The organism is Paenibacillus sp. FSL L8-0708, from assembly GCF_038009325.1.
Lineage (GTDB): Bacteria > Bacillota > Bacilli > Paenibacillales > Paenibacillaceae > Paenibacillus_AQ > Paenibacillus_AQ odorifer.
Map to the genome: position 1 here is coordinate 3,705,632 of NZ_JBBPBC010000001.1, position 25,128 is coordinate 3,730,759.

General features: G+C 41.3%; 20 protein-coding genes. 16 read left to right on the forward strand and 4 right to left on the reverse strand.

Annotated features, from left to right (window positions below; all coding sequences use genetic code 11):
• The first annotated feature begins 98 nt into the window (after positions 1-98).
• Both NYE58_RS17770 and NYE58_RS17775 read left to right on the forward strand, forming a co-directional pair.
• A complete protein-coding gene (locus NYE58_RS17770) occupies positions 99-3,575 on the forward strand; it encodes a discoidin domain-containing protein (protein WP_341002506.1) in 3,477 nt (1,158 codons plus the stop codon).
• A gap of 292 nt (positions 3,576-3,867) precedes the next feature.
• Positions 3,868-4,209 (forward strand): DUF1801 domain-containing protein, encoded by a 342-nt coding sequence (locus tag NYE58_RS17775; RefSeq protein ID WP_076125767.1) that lies wholly within the window; start codon positions 3,868-3,870, stop codon positions 4,207-4,209.
• Between the two features lie 80 nt (positions 4,210-4,289).
• Here NYE58_RS17775 and NYE58_RS17780 read toward each other — a convergent pair whose 3' ends face one another.
• Positions 4,290-4,712 carry a MarR family winged helix-turn-helix transcriptional regulator gene (locus NYE58_RS17780; RefSeq protein ID WP_179087001.1) on the reverse strand — a complete coding sequence of 141 codons (423 nt, stop codon included), beginning with the start codon at positions 4,710-4,712 and terminating at the stop codon, positions 4,290-4,292.
• Positions 4,713-4,987: 275 nt separating this feature from the next.
• Between NYE58_RS17780 and NYE58_RS17785 the strand changes: the two genes are divergently transcribed.
• Positions 4,988-6,493: an MDR family MFS transporter gene (locus NYE58_RS17785; RefSeq protein ID WP_341002507.1), complete on the forward strand. Its 1,506-nt coding sequence runs from the start codon at positions 4,988-4,990 to the stop codon at positions 6,491-6,493.
• A gap of 96 nt (positions 6,494-6,589) precedes the next feature.
• Here the strand turns inward: NYE58_RS17785 and NYE58_RS17790 are convergent, their stop codons facing one another.
• Positions 6,590-7,675 carry a helix-turn-helix transcriptional regulator gene (locus tag NYE58_RS17790; RefSeq protein ID WP_076276476.1) on the reverse strand — a complete coding sequence of 362 codons (1,086 nt, stop codon included), beginning with the start codon at positions 7,673-7,675 and terminating at the stop codon, positions 6,590-6,592.
• A gap of 128 nt (positions 7,676-7,803) precedes the next feature.
• Between NYE58_RS17790 and NYE58_RS17795 the strand changes: the two genes are divergently transcribed.
• From NYE58_RS17795 to NYE58_RS17840, 10 genes are all read left to right on the forward strand, one after another.
• Entirely contained in the window at positions 7,804-8,883 is a 1,080-nt protein-coding gene (locus NYE58_RS17795) for a saccharopine dehydrogenase family protein (protein ID WP_076276477.1), read from the forward strand.
• A gap of 35 nt (positions 8,884-8,918) precedes the next feature.
• Positions 8,919-9,485 carry an adenylyl-sulfate kinase gene (gene cysC, locus NYE58_RS17800; protein WP_076276478.1) on the forward strand — a complete coding sequence of 189 codons (567 nt, stop codon included), beginning with the start codon at positions 8,919-8,921 and terminating at the stop codon, positions 9,483-9,485.
• A gap of 166 nt (positions 9,486-9,651) precedes the next feature.
• Entirely contained in the window at positions 9,652-10,422 is a 771-nt protein-coding gene (locus NYE58_RS17805) for a flavodoxin family protein (RefSeq protein WP_341002509.1), read from the forward strand.
• 76 nt (positions 10,423-10,498) lie between these two features.
• Positions 10,499-12,883 (forward strand): polyprenyl synthetase family protein, encoded by a 2,385-nt coding sequence (locus NYE58_RS17810; protein ID WP_341002510.1) that lies wholly within the window; start codon positions 10,499-10,501, stop codon positions 12,881-12,883.
• Between the two features lie 166 nt (positions 12,884-13,049).
• Positions 13,050-13,547: an RNA polymerase sigma factor gene (locus NYE58_RS17815; protein WP_076125874.1), complete on the forward strand. Its 498-nt coding sequence runs from the start codon at positions 13,050-13,052 to the stop codon at positions 13,545-13,547.
• Between the two features lie 17 nt (positions 13,548-13,564).
• Positions 13,565-15,046 (forward strand): DUF4179 domain-containing protein, encoded by a 1,482-nt coding sequence (locus NYE58_RS17820; protein WP_341002511.1) that lies wholly within the window; start codon positions 13,565-13,567, stop codon positions 15,044-15,046.
• Positions 15,047-15,104: 58 nt separating this feature from the next.
• Positions 15,105-15,731 carry an HAD family hydrolase gene (locus NYE58_RS17825; protein WP_076303786.1) on the forward strand — a complete coding sequence of 209 codons (627 nt, stop codon included), beginning with the start codon at positions 15,105-15,107 and terminating at the stop codon, positions 15,729-15,731.
• Between the two features lie 223 nt (positions 15,732-15,954).
• On the forward strand, positions 15,955-17,322 hold the full coding sequence (gene nhaC / locus NYE58_RS17830) for a Na+/H+ antiporter NhaC (RefSeq protein ID WP_076276483.1): 1,368 nt from the start codon (positions 15,955-15,957) through the stop codon (positions 17,320-17,322).
• A 94-nt stretch (positions 17,323-17,416) separates the two neighbouring features.
• Positions 17,417-18,637, forward strand: a complete 1,221-nt coding sequence (locus NYE58_RS17835) for a GNAT family N-acetyltransferase (RefSeq protein ID WP_036677937.1) — start codon at positions 17,417-17,419, stop codon at positions 18,635-18,637.
• A gap of 84 nt (positions 18,638-18,721) precedes the next feature.
• A complete protein-coding gene (locus tag NYE58_RS17840; RefSeq protein ID WP_341002512.1) occupies positions 18,722-19,045 on the forward strand; it encodes a hypothetical protein in 324 nt (107 codons plus the stop codon).
• Between the two features lie 44 nt (positions 19,046-19,089).
• Here NYE58_RS17840 and NYE58_RS17845 read toward each other — a convergent pair whose 3' ends face one another.
• Positions 19,090-19,965, reverse strand: a complete 876-nt coding sequence (locus tag NYE58_RS17845; RefSeq protein ID WP_076303784.1) for a deoxyribonuclease IV — start codon at positions 19,963-19,965, stop codon at positions 19,090-19,092.
• Between the two features lie 200 nt (positions 19,966-20,165).
• Complete coding sequence (locus NYE58_RS17850; RefSeq protein WP_341002513.1) at positions 20,166-21,197, reverse strand: M23 family metallopeptidase; 1,032 nt, start codon at positions 21,195-21,197, stop codon at positions 20,166-20,168.
• Between the two features lie 191 nt (positions 21,198-21,388).
• On the opposite strand from NYE58_RS17850, the gene NYE58_RS17855 reads away from it, so the two are divergent.
• From NYE58_RS17855 to NYE58_RS17865, 3 genes are all read left to right on the forward strand, one after another.
• Positions 21,389-22,144 (forward strand): response regulator transcription factor, encoded by a 756-nt coding sequence (locus NYE58_RS17855; protein WP_341002515.1) that lies wholly within the window; start codon positions 21,389-21,391, stop codon positions 22,142-22,144.
• Positions 22,141-23,892, forward strand: a complete 1,752-nt coding sequence (locus tag NYE58_RS17860) for a sensor histidine kinase (RefSeq protein WP_341002516.1) — start codon at positions 22,141-22,143, stop codon at positions 23,890-23,892. The genes NYE58_RS17855 and NYE58_RS17860 overlap by 4 nt, the downstream gene beginning before the upstream one ends.
• Positions 23,893-24,087: 195 nt before the next feature.
• A complete protein-coding gene (locus NYE58_RS17865) occupies positions 24,088-24,954 on the forward strand; it encodes an SDR family oxidoreductase (RefSeq protein ID WP_076276488.1) in 867 nt (288 codons plus the stop codon).
• The last annotated feature ends 174 nt before the right edge of the window (positions 24,955-25,128 follow it).

The window sequence follows — 25,128 nt, forward strand, 5'->3', positions numbered from 1 at the left end:
TAATGTGCTCTGAGATGAATTTGATTGTAAACGCTATCATTTGAGCACTCCGATAAGGCGACACGTTAGTGAGTATCTACATTAAGAGGAGGATTATAATGCGCAACAAGTATGTCGTTTGGTCGCTTGTAGTAACCCTGTTGATTTCAAGTTTATACCTGGCAGCGGGTCCGTTCACATTTGTTAGTGCCTCTGGTGGTGCGAATTTGACGCTGGGCAAAACTGTGACGGCTAGTGGTCAATCACAAACGTATAGTCCAAACAATGTGAAAGACAGCAATCAAGAGACGTATTGGGAAAGCAGCAATAATGCATTTCCGCAATGGATCCAAGTAGATCTCGGTACAGAGACAAGTATTGACCAAATCGTATTGAAGCTGCCAACGGGCTGGGAGACGCGTACGCAAACACTCGCCGTTCAAGGCAGCACAAATGGATCTACATTCACTGACATTGTTGGTTCAGCTGATTATGTGTTCAATCCTTCAGCAGGAGGGAACACCGTTAAGATTGATTTTTCAGCAACCAGCACTCGTTATGTACGCCTGAATGTAACAGGCAATACGGGTTGGCCGGCAGCGCAAGTTTCTGAATTCGAAATTTATGGAGCTAGTACACCAACACCGACGCCAACAGCCACACCAACGCCAACAGTTACACCAACGCCAACAGCCACACCGACGCCTACAGTCACACCGACGCCAACAGCCACACCAACGCCAACAGTCACACCAACGCCAACGGCCACACCTGTTGCGGGCAGTAATATCGCGGTTGGCAAATCGATTACCGCATCCTCTAATACGCAATCATTTGTGGCAGCAAATGCTAATGACAACAGCACCAACACATACTGGGAAGGTGGCAGTAATCCTAGTTCATTGATACTTGACCTGGGGTCAAACTACAACGTTTCCTCCATCGTTCTAAAGTTAAATCCAGCCGCTGCATGGGGAGCACGTACCCAAACGATTCAAGTGCTCGGTCACAATCAGAACACAACGACATTTGGGAATCTGGTGTCAGCACAATCGTATTCGTTTAATCCAGCTTCAGGAAATACAGTAACCATTCCTGTTACCGCAACTGTCAAACATCTACAGCTTAATATTACTGCCAACTCGGGTGCTCCAGCTGGACAGATCGCCGAATTTGAAGTATACGGTACTCCAGCTCCGAATCCGGATTTGGTGATTACTGGCATGTCCTGGTCACCAACGAATCCGGTTGAGTCTAATGCGATTACGCTGAACGCAATCGTAAAGAATATCGGCAATGCCAGCTCTCCAGCTACTACTGTTAATTTCTATTTAAATAATGAGCTTGTAGGCTCAGCTCCGGTAGGTGTACTAGCAACTGGAGCATCGACAACAGCATCGATGACACTTACCGCAGGAGTTAAGCCTGCCGCAACGTATTCAGTTAGTGCCAAAGTTGATGAAGACAACCTAGTTATCGAACAAAATGAAGCGAATAACAGCTACACGAACCCAGCGTCACTTATTATCGCTCCAGTGTCCAGCTCTGACTTAGTGGGAACTGTTACATGGACACCAAGTAATCCTGTTGCTAATAACAATGTAGCGTTTAATGTAAATCTTAAGAATCAAGGAACCATTGCCTCTGCAAGTGGTTCACATGGTATAAGCGTTGTTCTTAAAAACTCTGCGGGGTCCACTATTCAAACCTATAATGGATCTTATAACGGTGCCTTAGCAGCGGGGGCAATAGTTAATGTTGCGATTCCAGGGACTTGGACAGCGATTAATGGTAACTACACAGTTACCACTACTGTTGAAGTGGATGCTAATGAGATAGCTGCCAAGCAAGCGAATAATGTAAGTGTTTCTAATCTCGTTGTCTATGCTGCGCGTGGTGCAAGCATGCCGTATAGCCGATATGATACCGAGGATGCTACACTCGGGGGTGGCGCGACATTGAAATCGGCGCCAACCTTTGATCAAGCATTAATCGCCTCTGAGGCTTCTGGTCAGCGTTATATAGCTCTTCCTTCGAATGGTTCGAACTTAGAGTGGACGGTCAGACAGGGTCAAGGCGGCGCAGGTGTAACTATGAGATTTACAATGCCTGACTCTGCAGATGGGATGGGATTGAATGGTTCACTGGATGTGTATGTGAATGGAGCGAAAGTAAAAACAGTTTCCTTAACCTCATACTACAGCTGGCAGTATTTCTCAGGTGATATGCCTGGCGATACACCTAGTGCTGGACGTCCACTATTCCGTTTTGATGAAGTTCACTGGAAGATGGATACACCCCTCCAACCTGGGGACAAGATTCGAATCCAGAAGAACAATGGAGATAGCTTGGAATATGGTGTGGATTTCCTTGAAATTGAATCTGTTCCAACAGCAATTGCCCGCCCAGCTAACTCCGTATCTGTAACAGATTACGGTGCTGTGGCAAACGATGGACAAGATGATCTGGCAGCTTTTAAAGCTACTGTAAATGCAGCCGTGGCAAGCGGTAAGTCTATTTATATTCCAGCAGGAACCTTTAATCTTAGCAGTATGTGGGAGATTGGTTCTGCTAGTAATATGATCAATAACCTCACTATTACTGGTGCTGGTCTCTGGCACACCAATATTCAGTTCACCAATCCTAATGCTGCGGGCGGTGGTATTTCACTCCGTATTTCAGGTAAGCTAGATTTCAGTAATGTATATATGAATTCTAATTTGCGCTCACGTTATGGACAAAATGCAATTTACAAAGGTTTTATGGATAACTTTGGAACCAACTCTATTATCCATGATGTCTGGGTAGAGCATTTTGAATGCGGAATGTGGGTAGGCGACTACGCTCATACACCTGCGATTTATGCTACCGGGCTGGTAGTTGAAAACAGTCGGATTCGGAACAATCTTGCAGACGGCATCAACTTCTCGCAAGGAACTAGCAATTCAATTGTACGCAATAGCAGTGTGCGAAATAATGGTGACGATGGTCTTGCAGTATGGACCAGTAACACAAATGGTGCACCTGCTGGTGTGAATAATACCTTCTCGTATAACACCATTGAGAATAACTGGCGTGCGGCAGCGATTGCTTTCTTTGGAGGAAGTGGTCATAAGGCTGATCATAACTATATCATTGATACAGTTGGTGGTTCCGGCATACGTATGAATACCGTTTTTCCAGGTTATCATTTCCAGAATAATACGGGTGTAGTTTTCTCAGACACAACCATTATTAACAGTGGTACGAGTAAAGATCTTTATGGGGGTGAACGTGGCGCAATTGATCTTGAAGCATCAAATGATGCTATCAAGAACGTTACATTTAATAACATAGACATCATTAATACCCAGCGTGATGCGATTCAATTTGGATATGGTGGTGGATTCGAGAACATCGTGTTCAACAACATCAATATTAACGGTACAGGACTTGATGGAATAACAACTTCACGGTTCTCAGGTCCACATAAAGGTGCAGCTATTTACACCTATACAGGCAATGGTGCTGCAACCTTTAATAACCTGACAACCTCCAACATTGCTTATCCGAATCTGAATTATATTCAGAGCGGTTTTAATCTAACGATTCATTAATTTTATGTACGAGGTTAAGGGAGAAGCTCTTAGGAGCTTTTCCCTCTTTTGCTTGTAACGAGCTGGATATCTCTAATTTTCCAGAAGGATAATGACTACATGAACAAGAAATTAATATAAGGGGAATTTAAACTATTAAATTTTTGAAATTCTTTTGCGGATGTGTTGATTTCATCATCTTATGTTCGTCATAGCAGATGCGTCGGATCTCAAAGGACCTCCTGATTTTGTTAAACAACTTACTGCGCTTATTCAGGCAAACCATTTAATTACTTAAAGGGAGAGATGAAAAATGAATCAGGAAGTAATCGATTTTATTGAAGCGCTAAAAGAATCATGGCAGGTGGAGTTGTCCACCTCACTACGTGAGGTTGTTCATCAGGCTATACCGGATGTGCAGGAACGTATTCAGTATAAGAAACCTCATTTTTTGAAAAATGGAAAATACGCTGCGGCCATCTCGACATCAAAAGACGCAGTCAGCTTTGTAATCTTTAATACAACCGAGCTAACGCTTCCAGAGGGAGTATTTGAGGGACCACCTGAAAGGAAAACCCTGAAGCTTCGAAAAGGAGACACATTTGATTCTGCACAATTGGTCTCTTTAGTTGCTCAAGCTTCAGCTTCTCTTTGATCCATACTTATATTAAAAGGACGATATCTCAAAGTCATTTGACTTCATGGGATATCGTCCTTTTTGATGATTATACAGTCTTAGTTACTCGTTGTAGTGCTGAGATAGTGAATCTGCTCTTCCAGGATGGTACTTGCTTTGCCTAAAAATGTTGTTATAAGCTCAAGCTCCTGCTCAGTTAAGGAAGACGCCAGTTTAACCATCTTAGTGTGCAAAGGAAGGTAGGCATTTCCAACCTCGTTATTCTCATATAAAGGAACAATGATCACCTTACGACGGTCATTGGGATCATGTTCTCTGCGAACAAAGCCGTTTTTTTCAAGTCGATCAATTAATGTGGTAATGCTGCCTGTAGTAAGTCCAGTTAATTTGGATAGCTCGCCGGCGGTGATAGGACCTTTTTCATGAAGGATATCTATAGATAGAAAATCGTTATTGTATAACCCTAGAGAAGTTGCTACTTTTTGCTGATACAAAACCGTTCGGCTGCCTAGGCCCCGCATGCGTAAAGTTAAGTCTTCCTGCTGAATTGTAACTTGATTGTGTCGATCTCTTGACAAAAGAGGACCCTCCTTTTAAAATGTTTATATCTTGATAGTCAAGATAATTAATAAACAAGATGCTTGATGAACACCTAATTAATTGTCTTGATTTTATCGAATTATTCACTAATTTGCAAAGGTATAAAATCACGTGGTTTGGAATGAAGCCTGTGCACAATCCTTTAACAATTAGAGTAGAACTAAACATTTGGGAAAAGTGGAGGAGAAAAAGGAGCATGGAAAAGAAAAATAAAGTTGGGGTTATTATAGTAGCTCTATTGTTGGCTACACTTATGGCATCAATGGATAATACTATACTTGCAACCGCAATGGGAACCATTGTAGGTGACCTTGGCGGCTTTGACAAATTGATGTGGGTTACGTCCGCTTATATGATAGCTGAGATGGCGGGTATGCCGATTTTCGGTAAATTATCGGATATGTATGGACGTAAGCGATTTTTTATTTTCGGTATTATTGTTTTTATGATTGGTTCAGCTTTATGTGGTACGGCAAATTCTATTGTTCAGCTTAGTATTTATCGGGCAATTCAGGGTATTGGTGGAGGGGCACTCGTTCCTATTGCATTCACGATTATGTTCGATGTAGTGGCCCCAGAAAAACGGGGGAAAATCGGTGGGTTATTCGGTGCTGCCTATGGTATTTCCAGTATTTTTGGTCCTCTTATTGGCGCTTATATAGCGGATTATATTCATTGGTCTTGGGTCTTTTATATCAATTTACCCATTGGTGTTATTGCATTCTTTATGATCGCTTTCTTCTACAAAGAATCTGTTGAGCATTCCAAAGAGAAAATTGATTATCTTGGGGCTTTTACACTTGTAGCTTCAATCCTTTGTCTCATGTTTGCGATTGAGCTCGGGGGTAAGAAATATGCTTGGGACTCGACAATGATTCTGGGATTGTTTATGGCTTTTGTTGTGTTTTTAATTGGTTTTATTGTTATCGAACGTCGTGCAGAAGAGCCAATCATTACCTTTGGCATGTTCAAGAATCGTCTCTATTCTACGAGTAATGTTATGGCGATATTTAGCGGAGCGGCATTTATTACAGCCTCGGTGTACATTCCAATTTATATTCAAGGGGTTCTTGGCGGGTCTGCGACAAATTCGGGGCTTGTTCTACTTCCGATGATGATTGGTTCTGTTATCACTGCTGCTGGCGGAGGATTCTTGCTCTCTAAATTTAATTATCGCACGATCATGATTTCTACGTTAGTACTCCTTGTTGCAGGTATGGCTCTACTTACCACACTAACACCAGACTCCTCCCGGTTTATGGTCACTATTTTTATGTTTCTGGTGGGTCTTGGCATAGGTTCATCATTTTCTGTTCTAAGCAATGCAGCGATTCATGGATTTACAGCAAGACAACGGGGTTCTGCAAGTTCGACACTTAGCTTCACACGGGAGCTGGGAATGACACTTGGCATTACGGTATTTGGTATTATTCAAAGTCACATTTTTTCGAATAAACTAGCTTCCATGTTCAGTAAGGGAGGCGCGGCACCAGAAGGTGTTAATCTAAGTGATCCAAGTACAATTTTGACTCCCGACACACGGGCCAAAATTCCCTCTGAGGTTCTTGATAAAATCACCGAAGGATTATCTTCTTCTCTTGTTCATACCTTTGCTTGGGCAATTATTCCATCAGTTATAGCTCTAATGGCAGCATTTGTGATGAGCAGGGAGAAGTTTGATCCTGCTTCTGAGCTGGAATAATTTACGGCATCGCATTAAGGAAATAAAAGATAAAATAAAAGCCCAAGTCCTTTGTTAATAAAGGCTTGGGCTTTTTTGATAAGAAGCTCGGCGATCCTATTTCTCTGAAATGCTATATCGAGAATGTAAATGCCAGATAAGCTCTCTACGGCTGCTGACACCTGCTTTAGCAAAAATGGATTTTAAATGATCCTGAACCGTGTAAGCAGAAATATGTAATTCAGCAGCCAATTCTTTAGTAGATAATCCGCGAATTACTCCTTCAAGTAAATGCTGTTCCCGTTTCGTCAGATCATACGCTTCTGCAATGATAGGAAGCATATCTGCTGGACGTGCAGGCTCGAATGAAATGGCAATTTGCGTCTGACCGTCGTATGCATGAAGCCGGCTAGCCCGGATCACCAGATAAGGTCCGTCTGACATCCGGATACAGGACTTAGCCATCCCCGAAGATTCAGAGGGACTATTGATTGCTTGTGTGCTCACCGCCCGAATTGGTCGTGGCAGGATATGGTGATCAATTTTTTCTAATGAACGAAGTTTCTCTAACCAGCGGTCTGCTGTAGGATTGGAGGAGAGGAGAACTAGTTGATCAGAAAGGACGGCAATTCCGGAACCGTAATCTTCTTCCAGCCAAGTCTGATTTCTCTCAGGCAACTCAAGACTGAAAGCCCGCATTCTTGCGGCAATCTCAGGAAGCATTAAGGCTATCCGTACACAATCTTCCTGTGAAAATACAGGCTGACCCGACTTTCTGTAAAGTGTCAGATATCCCCAACACGCATCTCCATGAACAAGTACAGCGCGTAATTCATCCTCAAATCCTGCCGGAGACAGTACTTTTTGATAGCGGGCACTCAAATCTGGCTGCCCTTCGGTTGCTTCATATATAGTAGCTACGTGCACTTTACTATGAACCATTTGCTCATAGGGATTAATATCGTCTTCACCGTATTCGATCTGGAACAAGTGATGATGAATGGATTCCACGTTATCTTCTGTCACCGCACCTGTCGAGAGTAGTGTCTGTGGATCAACATGGGTACAGCAGGCAGCATCAAAGGGTACAGCCTCGCGTAAAATCGACAGTAATGAAGTACGGTAGCTATGTGAAGATTCAGAAACAGTACCTAACCTTATGATTTGTTGTTTAATATGATTAAGTTGTCTTATGGTTTTCATAGGTCAGCCCTCTAGTCATGGAGTATAAAAACAGGTATCCCACATTTATGGGATAGTGAATGTAAACCATATCCGTATAATTGAGAATGGTTCTTAATTATTTCTATTATATAGGATGCGGTGATAAAATGCAGAGAAAAGAAGATATTGTAGTCGTCGGTGGATATGGCCATGTAGGGCGTACCATTTGTGAAATCTTAGAGAAAAAATATCCTGGAAAAGTATATGCTGCAGGGCGAAGCCTTGTAAAAGCAAAGCAATTCAGTCAAGCAACTGATGGGAAAATTAAGCCGATGCAGTTGGATATTAATAAACCTTTACCTACTGATAAGTTAGAACGAGTGAAATTAATCATTATGTGCTTAGATCAAACGGATACGGATTTTATAAGAGCTGTGTTTCGAAGCGGTATTCATTATGTGGATGTATCTGCGAACGGTTTGTTTTTGAATGAAATTGAGAAATACAAGAGGGAGGCTGAAGACAATGGGTCAAGTGCTGTCTTAAGTGTAGGACTTGCTCCCGGCATCACTAATCTCCTGGCCCTTGAAGCAGAGCGGCAGATGGATCAGATTGAGGAGATAGAAATTGCGATCATGCTCGGATTAGGTGATTCTCATGGCAAAGCGGCGCTAGAATGGACAGTTGACAGTTTAGCAGCTAAGTTCGAAGTGAAGCAGGATAATCGCCAGGTTGAGGTGGAGAGCTTTACAGACAGAAGGTTGTATCATTTTGGTGATGAGATGGGTAACCGATATGCTTACCGTTTTCCATTCTCAGATCAACAGACACTTAGCAGAACACTAAAATCATCGTCTATCTCTACACGATTTTGTCTTGATTCAGCTGTAGTTACTAAAATACTGGCAATAACGAAAAGAACTGGAGCCGTTCGCTTACTGCAAATAGGCTGGCTGAAGAATTCAATTGTTCGTGCTATGGGGCGGCTGCATTTGGGGGATGATGGGTTCGCTATTAAGGTTGAGGCACATGGAAGAAATTCAGAAGGTAAATTACATCATGCGGATTTTTTATTACAAGGAAAGAATCAATCTATCATTACGGCAAAAGTAACAGCGGCAGTAGCAAAACATCTATATGATTCACCACCCACAGGTGGAGTTTACCATATTGAGCAGATGACTGATATAGCGTATATACAGAAGGAATTAGGATCAGCCATTTCTCTCAAGACTGCGGTAAACTAGTATAATATTAATCATATAGAAAGGGGCGTCTTAGAATGAATAGAAAAGATTTGGAGCTGTTGAACGGTCATAAAGCGGGCGTGTTTTGGTTCACAGGATTATCAGGTTCAGGAAAAAGTACACTAGCACAACAAGCTGAAAAAGAATTGTTTAAGCAAGGCATCCGATGTGCTGTAATCGACGGCGACCAGCTAAGGAAAGGTTTGAATATTGATTTAGGCTTTTCAGAAGAGGATCGTAAAGAAAACATGCGTCGCGCAGCCGAAGTAGCATCTATGTTTTTGGAACTAGGCTTTATAGTGCTTGTCCCGATGATTTCACCTTCTTCAGCTGCTAGAGAAGCGATTAGATATCGTTTTCAGTCTGGCGAGTTTGCAGAGGTTTATGTGCAATGTTCATTAGAAACCTGCGAACAACGTGATCCTAAAGGGCTATATAAGAAAGCTAGAAAAGGTGAAATTCGTGAGTTTACAGGTATTGATGCTATTTATGAAGCCCCTGAACATGCCGAATTGACAGTTAACACAGAGATTTACGATATGGAGAGCAGTGTGAATCTGCTAGTTGATTTTGTTACACATAATTACGCTAAAAAGATATAGAGGGAAGTTAACAGAAGCCTGGTCAAATCGGGCTTCTTTTTTTTGCATTCTCAAATGGAATTATATCGCATAAAAGGGATCAAGGTGCTACAATATGAATGAATAAAATAATATTCATTCACATTGATGGGTCTTATTCAAAATATGCATATATGGAGGGGTTCAAATGAAAAAAGTTACTGCATTTATTGGGAATCAACAAAAGCATGCGACCTTTGAAGCGGTTTGTGAATTTGGCAATAATTTAAAAGCATATGGTGATATTGAATTTGAGTATGTCTTTTTAAAAGATTATCGGCTTGAATATTGCCGGGGCTGCAAGATATGTTTCAATAAAGGTGAGGAATATTGTCCACTAAAGGATGATCGCGATGTATTGATGGAGAAAATGATCCATTCTGACGGAATTATTTTCGCCACGCCTAATTATGCATTTCATGTATCGGCACCGATGAAGAACCTCTTGGACCGGCTTGCTTTTGTATTTCATAGACCTCGATTCTTCGGGAAAACCTTCACGGCTATTGTCAATCAGGGGATCTTTGGAGGCAGCAAAATTGTGAAATACCTTAGTAATATGGGCGAGAATTTCGGATTTCAAGTTACAAAAGGCTGTGTCTTGACTACTTTGGAGCCAAGAACAGAAGTTGCGCAGAAAAAAATGACGAGAGAAATAAAGAAAGCCTCCGAAAGATTCTATAAGGACCTTATGTCGCCCAAGACTCCAGTTCCTTCTTTTCTCAGATTAATGCTGTTTCGAATGTCACGTACAAGTATAAAAACAATGCTTGATGATCATTCCAGGGATTATCGTTATTACAAAGAACAAGGCTGGTTTGAGTCGGGTTATTATTATCCTGTTTCATTGGGGCCTATAAAAAGGACAGCGGGTCTGATCTTTGACTTTATTGGGAAACGTATGGCGAAGAATTCGTAACCATAAAGACACTTCTCCGTATAAGATATGAACATGACCGACAATTAACCAAAAGAGAAGTTGAGGTAATCCACCTATGAATGTGAATGTAAGCGATCATGCCGATTCAGCCTATTCGCTAGCCGAGCAGAGGGCGGCTCAGTATTTTATTTCACTGCAATTGCAGTTCAAAGAACAAACTTATGTACCTACTCTCACTGAAGATATTCAATTATGGAAAAAACATCATATTCATCGCCGCTCATGGTTGTCATTTTTCTCTAGAGGGAAAAGGAAACCTGATTCGCAGGATTATCATAGGTATATAGGCTGGCTGAATCTTAACGGTAAATTGGATGATTATTTAGATCGCAGCGTGTCCTATTTATATATGAGGGATCTGGGCAAAGCCTTGGATTCTACTGATACACAAAACAGGATTCAGCGAATGGTTGCTGACATTAGATCTCAATTGATCCCAGACGATTCAACAACGATAAGAGATCAATCGGAATTTATGAGCTTGGCAGGAGTATATCGCTGGGCGCAGAAAGAAGGCGTCGAGACCGCCACCATCTGGGTGATCGACAAGCTAAAGAACGTATCAACCCATATTCCGCAGGAAATGAATGCCGAACAAGCGCAGCGTAAGTTAATTAAGATCATTATCGGGGTCATTCTGCATGTAATGGAGGAAATGGGGGAGATTACCCCACCTTTGGAACGTTCTAAGAAGCTTAGTGAAGCCATTAGACTTGGTTATTCTTATGGGCTGACTTACCCTTATATTGATGATCTTCTCGATTCCAGTGTCTTAACGGTTCAAGAAAAAGAGCAATTTTCCCTCATGATACGCGACGCTATCCTTACTAGAACTGTGCCAGACCTTGGAGAATGGTCCGGAGAGAACATGGAATTCATTCGATACGTACATTCGGAGCTTAGTGAAGCTTTCGAATATATTAAAAGCTATCAACGTCCAGAAATGCAGAACATATTCTTCGAGCAATCCTTTGTGTTTTTTCAATCTCAGGAGCTGGACCGTGTTAAGGAACTTTCCAATGCTAAATACACCAATGAAGAGCTTTATATCCCCATTATCTTAAAATCCTCTTCTTCCCGTTTAATTGTCCGATCCGTTATTAGTGCACCTACAGATGATGGATTTGATCAACGCACTTTTTATTATGGTCTTTACAATCAACTGGCTGATGATTTTGCAGATATGTTTGACGATATGAAAGAGGGAGCGGTAACGCCGTATACCTATTTTCTGAAATACCGTGATCAACGTTCAGATTTGATAAACCCTTTTGAATTATACTGGACCGTCATCTCTCATCTAATCCATTCCGTATATCACTCCGATGCCAAAACCCGTGAAGTGATTCTAGATCGAGCAATTAACGGTTTGAAGCGTTGTAAAGAACGTGTGGGTACTGAAAAGTATAAAGAGATTATGGAGATCTTTGCTTCGGGTCAACCCGAATTTAATCGTCTCGTGCAGCAAATGGTGTTGAAAGCTGATGATGTGGATTTTTTTGACAAACTACTAAGAGATCAAATGCTTACGAATTTAAAAAACAACAAGCAGGAAAAGGTGGATTTTCACAATACGATTCAAAAGGTTCGTGGTGAAATCAACAATCAATTGCCGATTAATAAACCTGTTGGGACACCAGCTATGAAAGAAATGTTAATTGATGCAGCCAATTATAGTTTAGAGGGTGATGGCAAGCGAATACGACCTATCCTCACTTGGGTTATGGGGGTGAACGAATACGGATTAGACAGCGCGGCAATTGTGCCGCTTTTGAGGTCTTTGGAATATATGCATACTGCATCCTTAATTTTCGATGATCTGCCCTCTCAGGATAATGCCCCCACTCGAAGAGGCCGTTCAACTCTACATGAGGTGTATAATAGCGCAACGGCGGAATTGACAGGACTCTTTCTAATTCAGAAGTCGATTGAGGAACAGGCATCCCTTTCTACATTCGATGCTAAATCCGTAATTGCTTTAATGCAATATTCAGCTCAAAAGGCGGAAGATACCTGCATGGGGCAAGCGATGGATTTGAATTCTAAAGGGAAAGCATTGACGCTAGAGCAATTAAATATGATTTGTTTCTATAAGACGGGCATTGCGTTCGAAGCTTCACTAGTTATGCCAGCGATTCTCGCACAGGTTAAGGAGACAGAAATTGAAGCTTTGAAGAAATTTGCTTATCATGCGGGGATTGCTTTTCAGATTAAAGATGATTTACTCGACTTGGAAGGGGATTTACAATTACTGGGTAAGCCCACAGGGCAGGATGTTGAGAATAACAATGCAACGTTTGTCTCCATTCTGGGTTCAGAAGGTGCTAGAAAAGAGATGTGGGAGCACTATTGTCTTGCCATGGAGGCGCTAAAAGAGATCCCCCGCAATATCAATTTTTTAAAACATCTATTGAATTATATGGTTAATCGTGATCGATAAATATGAGAATGGAGTGTTGGCATCTTTGCCAGCACTTTTTTATGAAAAAAATCAATCGTTTTTACGTTCAACTCCGTCTTACTTATAAGAACATCAGAACGATGACTTTATCCTAATACCGACACTGACAAAAAAAGAGGGGGTGTGGTGAGTGGTGGATAGGACGATGGACGAGGTCAGAATGGTTGATTTTGCCCGAATGGATGAGGAAGTTTTCTTTAAACGCCTGTATGTGGAGCATCGGAAAATGTACACCGTCGCTTATAGTTATCTACGGACAGAAGCGGACGCGTTAGAAGTTGTACAAGAGGCTTCATGTCGAGCCTGGATGAAACGTAAGAAGCTTAAAGATGAACAGTCATTTACACCTTGGTTGATTCGAATTACGATCAATTGCTGTATGGATGAACTACGACGAAAAAAACGAGTGATTCCTACGGAGAAGCTGGCAGAGGTTGCAACTCAGGAAATGAAAAGTAACGACCGGATTGATCTGGAACGTGCTCTGAACCGATTAAAGCCCAAATATCGGCATGTGGTACTTCTTAAATATTACAATGACATGACTACAATCGAAATCGCAAAAGTGCTAAAAAAACCTGAAGGTACAATCAAAACCTGGTTACGCGAGGGACTTAAACAGCTTCGTAATGTGCTGAAGTGATATGGGAGGTGAACGGAGTGACAGATAAAGAAGATCGTATTTTGCAGAAAAATGTTGATGAAATGAATCAGAATACTGAAACTTTACAGGAAATGAAAATTTATAACGCGATGCGAAAGGGAATTATGGAAGGAAAAAAACGTGAGAAACGCCGCGTTTATACCGCAGGTTTGGGAGTGATCGCAGCTGCAGCCGCAGCCCTTTTATTTACATACTCTTCAATCGGGTTACCGGCCAAGGAAGTGGCTGAACCTTCAGTTCAAACCGCCAGCCCTAAAAATACAGATGATTTTGCAGCTTATCGTTCATTTTCAAGGTTAGAACCAGCGCTTGCTAGTGCTCTGGAACAGAATCTCGTGATGCCGGTGGGTCAGAGCGCGGAAAACAAGGGGTACCGAGTGGATGTAACTGGTGCAGTAACAGATGGAAGAAAGGTGTATATTCTATACAGTGTTCAGAACAATACAGACAAAGAAGTTATACATGCGAATTTTGCGCTTCAATATGAAGGCATACAGGAGTCGAATCTACATAAAGGTGCTGCACTAAGTATGCTTGCCAGCGATAACCGAATTCAACCAGGCCAGTCTAAGGATTTTATATACACTGCTAGTCTTTCACCAACGGTTAAATATCCAAAGGAAGTAAACTATAATGTCATTCTCACTGAAACTTCAGATAAGGCGCTACAATCCAGTAGTAATAAGTACCGGACTAATCTGGATGTTGCTTTCGAACTTAATCCTGATATGCTCAAAGCACAGGAAAGAATTCTAAAAACGGATAAAACGCTGACAGTTGACGGGCAAAAGATTAAAGTGAATCTAGTGCAATATACACCGCTTAGTACCTATGTAGATTTGGAGTATGATCCGAACAATGATAAACAAATTTTCCAATTGATTAATCCAGTTCTGATTAGTACAAATGGGGGAGCTACCGAAAAATTATTTTACCCCGACATCATCAACTCTGACAATTCTGAAGTCTATTCGGACAACACCAAGTTTACACTGGTGTTCAGGAACAGCCAGAGCAGTCTAAACCGTCAGCCAGACACCGTTTCATTAAAAACCTTTGGTATCTCGGCAGTGGAAAAGAATAAAATGAAAATTGTTGTCGATCTCAATAAGCAGCAAATCATTGAAGCACCGGGAAGTGGCCTTGAGCTTGTTGTTCCAACGCAAGAGAATTATGCAGATGAAGGAGAGATCTTGTTGCGGCATACAATTACTGATGCCGAATATTTAAAATACTACACTAGACTTGCTGAGACTTTTACTGATGCGGAAGGACATGTGCATAAAAGAGCAATCAAAACAACTTCGGCAGGAAACTTCGGTGGCTACATGACTTCAAAGGAGGGTACAGCCGTGGATGAAATGCGTTATACTTTTGGAAAGGGAGCGAAAGATTATCCTCAACCCCTAACGATTACGCTAGAGAAATATATTAATCCGATTATGGATACGCAAGCCGTAGAGTTATTTTCTAAGTAATAGATTAAGCTTAACGATTAATAATCTTGTATTTGTTGTAATCCTATAGGAGGTAGTTATGCGTAAATATAACACTGTAATCTTTGATGTGGATGGAACCTTAATTGATACAGAAATCGCTGTTCTGAGTTCTCTGCAAAAGATGTTAAAGGTGGATCATAACAGAGAGTATGAATTGTCAGAGCTCTATTTTGTGTTAGGTATTCCCGGTTCAGCTTCATTACCACAACTTGGGATCGAAGATATTCATGAGGGCAATGAGAGATGGAATGTTTTCATGAAAGATTTCTATGATACTATTAACATCTTTGACGGAATTGTAGATGTAATGAGTTCATTACAGTCAAAAGAGATCGTTCAAGGAATTGTGACTTCCAAGACAAGAGATGAGCTAAATGACGATTTCGTTCCATTTGGCTTAACTAAATATTTATCATATACCGTTATCGCAGAAGATACAGCAAAGCATAAGCCACATCCAGACCCCTTGCTAGAATTTATTAGAGTATCAAAAGCAAACCCTGAATCATCTATTTACATAGGGGACACGATCTATGATTATGAATGTGCAAGAGATGCTGGTGTCGATTTTGGATTAGCTTTATGGGGATGCAAGCAGCATGAGCATATTCCCGCGAAATATAAATTTGAAACTCCGCAGGATATTTTAAAGCTGCAATTGTAAAGTGAATAGGGTGAATATATAGCAGAGCGGCATTTTGCCCTCTGTTTTTTTAATGGAAAAACCTTCATTGTATGTTCTTAACATTGACTCTTCTCTATCTTATCGTTAATATTACCTCTGTGCTTCATTGCCCAAAAGCCTAAAAGCTTAAAAGCTTAAAAGTAAGGAAGCACCGCAATCTCCGAATTTTATCCCAATCACAATGTTAAGGAGCACTATCGTTATGGACCGTCAGCTTAGTTTTTCAAAAAGTATGATTATCATCGCTTTTATTTTCGCACTTCTTTTTGTATCTATTTTCCTATTAAAAGCAGAACCTCATATCCCTCTTCTCGCAACCACAGTTGGCACAGCAGTCTTATTGGGTTTATTTGGCGTGTCATGGAAAGATATTGAGGCAGCTATCATTAAAGGCATCCAAACAGCTATAATGCCCATTCTTATCCTCATGTTGATCGGAATATTGATCGCTGTATGGATGATGAGTGGTACGGTGCCTACACTTTTATTTTATGGTATGGATTATATTAATCCGAACTACTTTGCAGTAAGCGCGTTATATGTCACAATTGTCGTCTCTATGTTTACTGGAAGCTCATTCACCACCGTTAGCACGATCGGCGTAGCTTTGATGGGTATTGCTTTGACGACAGGGATTTCTCCCACACTTGCTGCTGGAGCGATCATTTGCGGAGCTTGTTTTGGTGATAAAATGTCACCCTTATCCGATACGACGAATTTTGCACCTGCAGTGGTAGGTATATCCTTGTTCACACATATTCGTAATATGATGTACACAACGATTCCAGCGCTTATTATAACTACTGTCTTTTTCTTGTTCGCACCAAAAGCCGATGCGATTGATTTATCGTCGATTCAGGGGATTAAGATTGCTCTACAAGATGGATTTCATATCCACTGGTTGACTTTGATCTCACCACTTGCCGTTATTATTTGCTCAATCAAACGAATCCCAATCCTTCCTACACTGATGGTTGGCATTGTTACTGGTCTTCTGGTGACCGCTATTATTCAGCAGCAGGCAGAAATCGGTGTCTGGTTCAGTGTGATGCAGAATGGATACGAAAGTACTATTGCCAATGAAACCGTTGCTTCTATCGTTAACCGAGGTGGAATGCAATCAATGATGAGTTCCGTTTCACTTATCTTGATTGCTTTATCATTAGGCGGACTAATACAACATTGTGGTGTCATAGAGGCTTTTTTTCGCAAAATCATTCAACCCCTCAAACGTAAAAGCAGTATCGTGCTTATGAGCGGCGCATCATCCATTGCGGTTAATGGGATGACTGGTGAACAGTATCTTTCTATTTTGTTGCCTGGTCAAATGTTCAAAGATGAATATAATCGCCGAGGCATTCCAGCAAAGACACTATCCCGTACGTTAGAGGATTGTGGAACCCTTGTTAATCCTTTAATTCCTTGGGGAGTTAGCGGTGCTTTTTTCGCTGCTACACTAGGTGTGCCGGTAATTGAATATATACCTTATGCCACCCTTTTGTGGTTAAGCCCATTCATCACGTTTGCGTATGCTTTGATCCCGAAGCTGCAAAAGAACTCGTTAGGCTAACCTTCTCTGAAAGAATGTATTTATTGAACGGATATAAAGAATAATAAGAGTGATTTCTGATTTATATCTGGGGAATTCAGCGGGGGTATTGATAGTGAGTCGCAATAAGTTGCAGGATAGAATCAGGTTAGCAAATGTCGAGACTAAACATGCAGAGCAATTTAATAATTTATTACGTTATGTATTTCAAGTGACGAATCGTGATTTACAAATCTTTGGTTGGGAAAATCGTGAAATCACCCAAGCGAAGCTGCCAGTTCTAAAGTATGCTGATGTGGTCGGTTGGTTTGATGGTGATAAATTGATTTCACAGTTAGCAGTATACCCATTTCAAGTAAATATTTTTGGGCGAATTTATGAGATGGGTGGCCTGACGGGTGTTGGAACCTATCCCGAATATGCTAATTTAGGTTTAATGAATAAGCTGATGTTGCATGCATTAACTAAAATGCGGGGCCGCAAGCAATCAATTTCTTATCTATTTCCGTATTCTATTCCGTATTATAGGCGGAAAGGCTGGGAGATCATTACCGATAAAATCTCATTTGAAGTTCCGGATACCCAGCTGCCGAAAACTAAAAAAGTTCCTGGGAACGTGGAGCGGGTAACTATTGAACATCCAGATATCAAGGAGATATATGATCAGTTCTCCATGCAGCATCATGGAGCTATGCTTCGAAATAAGTTGGCTTGGGAAGAATATTTACGCTGGGATCTGGATGAAATGACAGTGGGCATCTACTATAACAATGATGATTTGCCCACGGGGTATTTGTTGTATTGGGTTGCTGAGGAGATCTTTTACATCAAAGAAATGGTATATATTAACGAAGAAGCTCGCGTGGGATTATGGAACTTTATAAGTGCACATTTTTCGATGATTACTCTTGTCAAAGGGGATATTTATAAAGGGGAGCCGCTTTCCTTCGTTTTAGATGATGGTGACATCAAGGAAACCATTGCTCCTTATTTTATGGCCCGGATAGTGGATGTGCAATTATTTATCGAACAGTATCCGTTTAAAAAACAGGATAAAGAGGGTTGCCTTATCTTCACCTTGAGTGATCCGATGCTGGAATGGAACCGGGGTACATTTACGCTTAATGTGGATAAAGATGGAACAGGTGTTTTGCACGCAGGAGGGACTAACCCTTCCTTGTTGATTGACATTCCTACTTTAACCACGATGTTAATGGGTTATAAGCGACCTACCTATTTGGCTAGGATCGGTCGGATCCAGGCAGATGAAGCTACAGTTCAATTCCTGGAAGGGTTAATCAGGCCAGAACATCCTTATTTCTCTGATTATTTTTAAAAAGCATACTCTAATGAGTGTGCTTTTTTCTTCTTTTATAGTAGAATTGATTCTCGGCAACACTAAATGATATGGGGTGTAAGAATGGCGATTAATTTCACCAAACCAATGATCCAAAGGTTAGAACAAGAAATCATAGAGGTAGAGAGCAAGCTCAAAAACGTGAAGAACAAAAAGGAAAAATCCAAATTCAAAATTAATCAATTAGAACAGGATATGAAATTTAGCAAGTCTCACACAGATTTGAGCAGTAAAATGACGCGAATCAAAAAGCTTAACGATGAAATTAAAAACATCAATCGCCTGCAAGCTGATCTTTCCAAAGAATTAACAGCAAAGAAAAACTCGTTAAAAAAACTCCAGGTAAATGGAACCGCACCTACTACAATTGATTCCACAAAAGGATAGTCGATCATGGCTGCACAGATGAAAAACCGCGTAATTGGCGGTTTTTATTTTTTTACCAGCTCATCTGTTTCTCCCCTTAACAAGGAAATCTCATGCTTATAGGGTGCGTTTACATATTTCTTTTCACCGATGGAGGGAGTCTCTAGGAGTTTGGGAATGGTTGATAGTTGAGGATGGTGGACCACATATCTTAGCGCCTGAAGGCCGATATATCCGTGCCCTATATTTTCGTGCCTGTCTTTATGTGAGCCCATAATATTCTTTGAATCATTGACGTGAATGACTTTTAGGCGCTCTATTCCGATCAATCGATCAAATTTATCCAATATGCCATCAAAATCTTCTTTCACGTTATAACCGGCATCATGGATATGGCAAGTATCCAAACAAATTGATAGGCGCTCATTATGGGTCACTCCATCAATAATAGCTGCAAGTTCTTCAAAAGAGACTCCACATTCACTACCTTTTCCAGCCATAGTTTCTAATGAAACCTGAACATTTCGTTTATCTGTTAGCACTTCGTTTAAGCCTTCCACGATCCGAGAGATTCCAGCTTGAGAGCCAGCACCAACATGGGAGCCAGGATGTAGGACGATTTGGGTTGAACCCAAAGCTTCTGTTCTTATGATTTCTGATTGAAGAAACTCTATACTATGCTCAAAGACCTGTGCCGAAAGTGTATTTCCTAAGTTAACGATAAATGGAGCGTGTACAATAATATTAGAAATACCGTTATCTCTCATATGAGCATGTCCCGCTTCAATATTCAAAGCTTCAATGGGTTTGCGGCGTGTATTTTGTGGGGCTCCGGTATAAAAAAGGAAGGTGGTCGCTCCATAAGAGGCTGCCTCTTCACTAGCTCGAAGGAGCATTTTTGTTCCGGTCATAGACACATGAGAGCCTAGCAGTAAAGACATCGGGGTTGACACTTCCTTTCCTTTGAAAAGAGAGCCATATTTAGTCACTATATATCCTATATGTCTATTATTATTTGTGAATTACCCGGATTATATGTATTGGTATTACAAGAAAGTAGGATGTTTTTTAGGGAAGATCAAGGTTGTCTCATCTGATTTATTATTTATGAGAGACAACCTTAGCGACCCGGAATTTAGCGCTAATTAGCGGCGGAAATAGTCTCACCTTGAATTGGTTTTAAATTTTGCTCCCATTTAACTCTGATTGCCCGGGAAGTGAATAGATCAGCTCCATCTGAGATTTGGAAGTGTAGATGGGCCTCGCTCGTATTACCAGAATTACCTGTTAAGCCAATAACTTCACCTTTTTCGACTTTATCCCCCGGTTTTACAGTAACTGACCCTTGTTTGAGATGCGCCAAATGACTATATTCCCCGCCATGATCAATGACAATGATATTTCCGGTAGCTTGATTCGGATTCATGACCCCAACTGGCTCATTGTCTTTAATGTCATTCACAACCGATACAACGGTGCCGTCCGCTGGAGCGAGAATGTTTTTGCCAAAGGCATAATAGCTTTCATTTTTTAGTGGATCTCCTGTATAGGAATAGTTATCTTTGGTTTGTATAAAATCGTAAGCGTACCGCTGGATTTCTAACTCATAATGATAATTCACAAGCACATTTTCACCACCCCAAAATACATACCAATCTCCCTCAAACGGCAGTGCGTATTCATGTTTGCTTAGTACATTGTCGGTTTCAGGAGAAGGGGTAAGCTCTTGAACTTGAATTAATGTAATCGTCCCATCCGGATCAAACATCCCGACAAGCCCCTTATTGCCAGCATCACTAACCCATGTGCGTCGATCAAATCCATTAAGCTGCATGGTCGATGCCTTTTCCAATGTATGGATACCCTTAGTGAATTCTTTTCCTGTCTCTGTTAATTCTGCTTCACTTATTTCATCTTTTAAAGGCTGATTAAAGCGGGCATACAACTCCTTGTATTTCCCGTCCAGTAGAATCTTTGATAGTTCATCTGGAGCAAATCCGCTCAGAATGGCAGCTGTGGCCGGGCTTGTTGTCTGCTCCGCCTTTTCAGTAGTCGGCACATCTGCATTCTCTCCTCCACAGGCAGCCATTAATAAAGACAGTGACCCTACAGCCAAGGCAGTTCTTGTATTCAAAATAACTTTATGAATGATTTTTTTAGGTTTTTTGTTCATATATATCGCCTCCCAGTATTACGATTGTAGCAGTCTATCCTTAGCTCTTCTGAAATTCTATATTAACACTTACATAATTTACTAGCTATTTAATGAATACGAATTAAGCTTCCGTTAAGATTAGTAAGATTGCTAGCCAAAAAAATCATGCTATGATGTTAAAAACGTCTATTGTGAAAGGGAAAATTTATATGAATGAGGCTTCAATTTTATTGGTTGATGATGAGGTATCACTTTTAGACATTATGGAGACAGTGCTGCGTAAGGAAGGCTACGCCAATATAGATACAGTGCAAACAGGTGAAGAAGCAGTAAGTGCCTGTGAATCCAAAAAATATGATTTAATTGTGCTGGATGTAATGCTGCCCGGACGAAGTGGTATCGAAATCTGCCCTTTTATCCGGCAGACGACGGATGCCCCTATTCTTTTTCTGACTGCGCGAACGTCTGATTTCGATAAATTAACGGGCTTTGCTATAGGAGGAGATGATTATATCACCAAGCCCTTTAACCCGCTTGAAGTGGTGGCTCGTATAAGAGCACAGCTGCGGAGATATTTTGCTTCTGCTAACCAACAGGCTACTGGCAAGAGTGTAGAAATAGTCCCCAATAAATCTGCAAATGTATATGATTACGGAAGGTTTAAGCTAGATGAGACAGCGGGAGAACTCCTGGTAGAGGGTCAGTCTGTTGCTTGTCCGGCACTTGTATTTCAACTGCTGGTCTTCTTATGCAAACATCCCAATCAGATTTTCAGCAAAAGTGAGTTATATGAGAAAGTATGGGGCGATGAAGCACTGAGCGATGATAATACGGTCATGGTTCATATTCATCGAATTAGAGAACGTATCGAAGCAGACCCGTCCGATCCAAAATTTATTATTAACGTTAGGGGTCTTGGTTATAAGCTGGTGAAGGTAGACCGCCAGGAGTTGTCCATGCCATGAATATCAAACGTCGGTTAACGTTAAGGTTCGTTCTACAGCTAGCAATTACGGGAATGGTTGTTCTCGCTATTGCTGCAGTAACTTTTACTTGGATGCTGTTGCGTTTTCTCGATATCAGTATTACGCGTGATTTTGCTAATGTTGGCTTAGAGCAACTGGTTGAATCCTCCAAAATTGATGAGAAGGGCATTCAATTTTCCCCGAGCTTGCTGGAGCAAGTGAAGAAGAATAAGGGCTGGCTGCAAAACATCGATGAAAATGGAAAAGTTGAAAGTGCCTACAACACTCCAAAAGATGTCCCAATTCAATATGGACCGGGTGAAGTAGTCGCCTATTGGACAGGGACTCAGCCTTTTCCGTATACTCTGGCTGTATGGATTCAAGAGAAAAATGGGAGACAATTCACGCTTCTTTATGGCGCGCCAAATATACTAGATCCTCTGTTAAAAAAAATGAGCGAAGGTACATTTGATGCAGTAGATGGAGATCTGGTTCTGCCTGATTCGATTGAAAGAGAAATTAAATCATCACAGGCTTTTGTTCAACTCATTGATTCATCGGGTACGGAGCTGCTCTCCTATAATAGGCCAAAGATGATTCCCACCAAGTACTCAGTGCCAGAGCTAGCACTACGCACTCTCTACAGTGAACGTTACGGCTATCATGTCCGATCTTCTTTTGATAAACAAACGGGCCAAACATGGATCGTTGGACAACCGAACGTAAAGGGTGCAGATACAGGACAAAAGGTATGGGTACCTGAAGAGGTTAAAATTGTCATTAAAGGCTCATTAGCAATGCTCGCGGCTTTATTGCTTGCATTTATATTGCTATCTTTATGGCAAGCTCATAGGTTTGGAGCGCCAATGCTGCATATGCTTGTATGGCTCGATTCTATTGGAAATGCCATATATACAGAGCCTTTGGACCGTAAAGGAAATCGTCGTAGTCGAACACACGTAGGTAAATGGAGGCGGAGATACCGGGTTTTTTCTGATGTAATGGTCTCCATAGAGAAATTATCTGCTAATTTGCAGAGAGATCAGGCGTTGCGGCAACAAACAGAGAATTTGAGGGAAGAATGGATCGCAGGTGTTACACATGATTTAAAAACTCCTTTATCTTCTATAACTGGTTATGCTCATTTACTGGCGGAGCCTTCGTATGATTGGTCGAAAGAGGAAGTTCGCAAGTTTACAAGGACGATGCTGGATAAATCAGCCCATATGGACATGCTGATCAGTGATCTTGCCATGACCTATCGGCTAAAAACAGGGATCAAGCCACCAGAGCTGATGGAAGTGGAATTGAACTCTTGGTTACATCAAACCCTTGATCAAGCTGCTGAAAATCCCGAATACGGGAAGCAGCGAATTATATTTGTGCCGGCACCAAACGAAGTGAGGGCCCGATTGTATACTCCATGGCTAGAGCGGGTTGTGAACAATTTGACTGCGAATGCTTTACTTCATAACCCCTCGGATACGATTTTAACGGTTTCGCTTACTATGAATGATTTGGACAGTGGATTTACTATTCAATTTTCCGATGATGGCGATGGAATGGATGAAGTCACACTTAACCGATTATTTGAACGTTATTATCGAGGAACGGACACCGTATCTAGCTCCAACGGATCCGGCCTTGGCATGGCGATCTCCAAGGGATTAATCGAATGTATGGAGGGCAGAATTGCTGTTGAGAGTAGCCCTGGACAAGGGACCATTATTAAGTTGAGTTGGAGCTAATCATAGAACCAGCGTTTTTCCTAACGGAAATGACGGTGGTTTTTTTGTTCTGAATATAATTTTTTAATTCTCCTGTTTATTATCCAGCCAGAGTTGGGATCATAAATAAGTTGACATCCAAACTGATTGTAACTACAATAGTTACAGGTAGTGGTTAAAATGAATTTATCATCCTAATTTGAGGAGGAAGTAAAAATGAAAATAGCAATAACAGGAGCAACAGGTCAATTCGGATCATTGGTGATAGAAGCTTTACTTAAAACTGTACCCGCAAGTGATCTTGTAGTTAGTGTGCGGAACCCAGAAAAAGCAAGTGATCTTCAGGCACGTGGAGTGGAAGTCCGTCATGGTGATTTTGATCAACCTGAGACGCTGGAATCAGCATTTGCCAGTGTGGATCGATTATTAATTGTATCTGCAGATGGTGATAATGAAACCCGGATTCGCCAACATAAAGCAGCTGTTGCTGCTGCGGAAAAAGCAGGCGTCGGCTTCGTTGCCTACACAAGTGTAGGACAAGCAGACAAGAGTGAACTATTTCTTGCTGAAGTTCACCGCATCACCGAAGAAGCTATTCGCGCAACAGGCATTCCTTACAGCTTCCTCCGTAATAACTGGTATTTGGAGAATGAGATCGGCTCCATTCAAGGTGCTCTAGCAGGTGCCCCATGGGTGACTTCAGCAGGGAATGGTAAAGTTGGCTGGGCTACACGCGGAGATTATGCAGAAGCTGCAGCAAATGTTCTGACAGGTGACGGACATGAGAACACAGTGTATGAATTGTCTGGCAACCCTTTAACACAAGAGGAATTGACTGAGATCATAGGCAGTGTAATCGGTAAAGAAATCAAAGTAATCCAGGTTGACGACGAGGCTTATGCCAAGACCATGTCGGAGGTGGGTGTCCCAGAAGCTGCGCTTCCAATAGTTGTAGCTATACAACGTGGGATTCGTGAAGGTTGGCTTAATATTGAAAGTAGCGATTTAGAGAAACTGCTGGAACGTTCAGCTACTCCTCTTGCGGATGTCATTCGTGTTATGGTCGGTAATTTACAAGCATAATAATATAAAAGATAAAAGGCTTCCTCGAGGTTGAAAAACCAGTGAGGAGACCTTTTTTTTGTGTTGATAGAGGATGAATCAAATACATAACTTTTCACTATTTTGCCTTGTTCATAATTGTGTTAGTTTAGTCTAACTAGTTATACTAAAAGAAATGGAAGATACTTTGAGTGA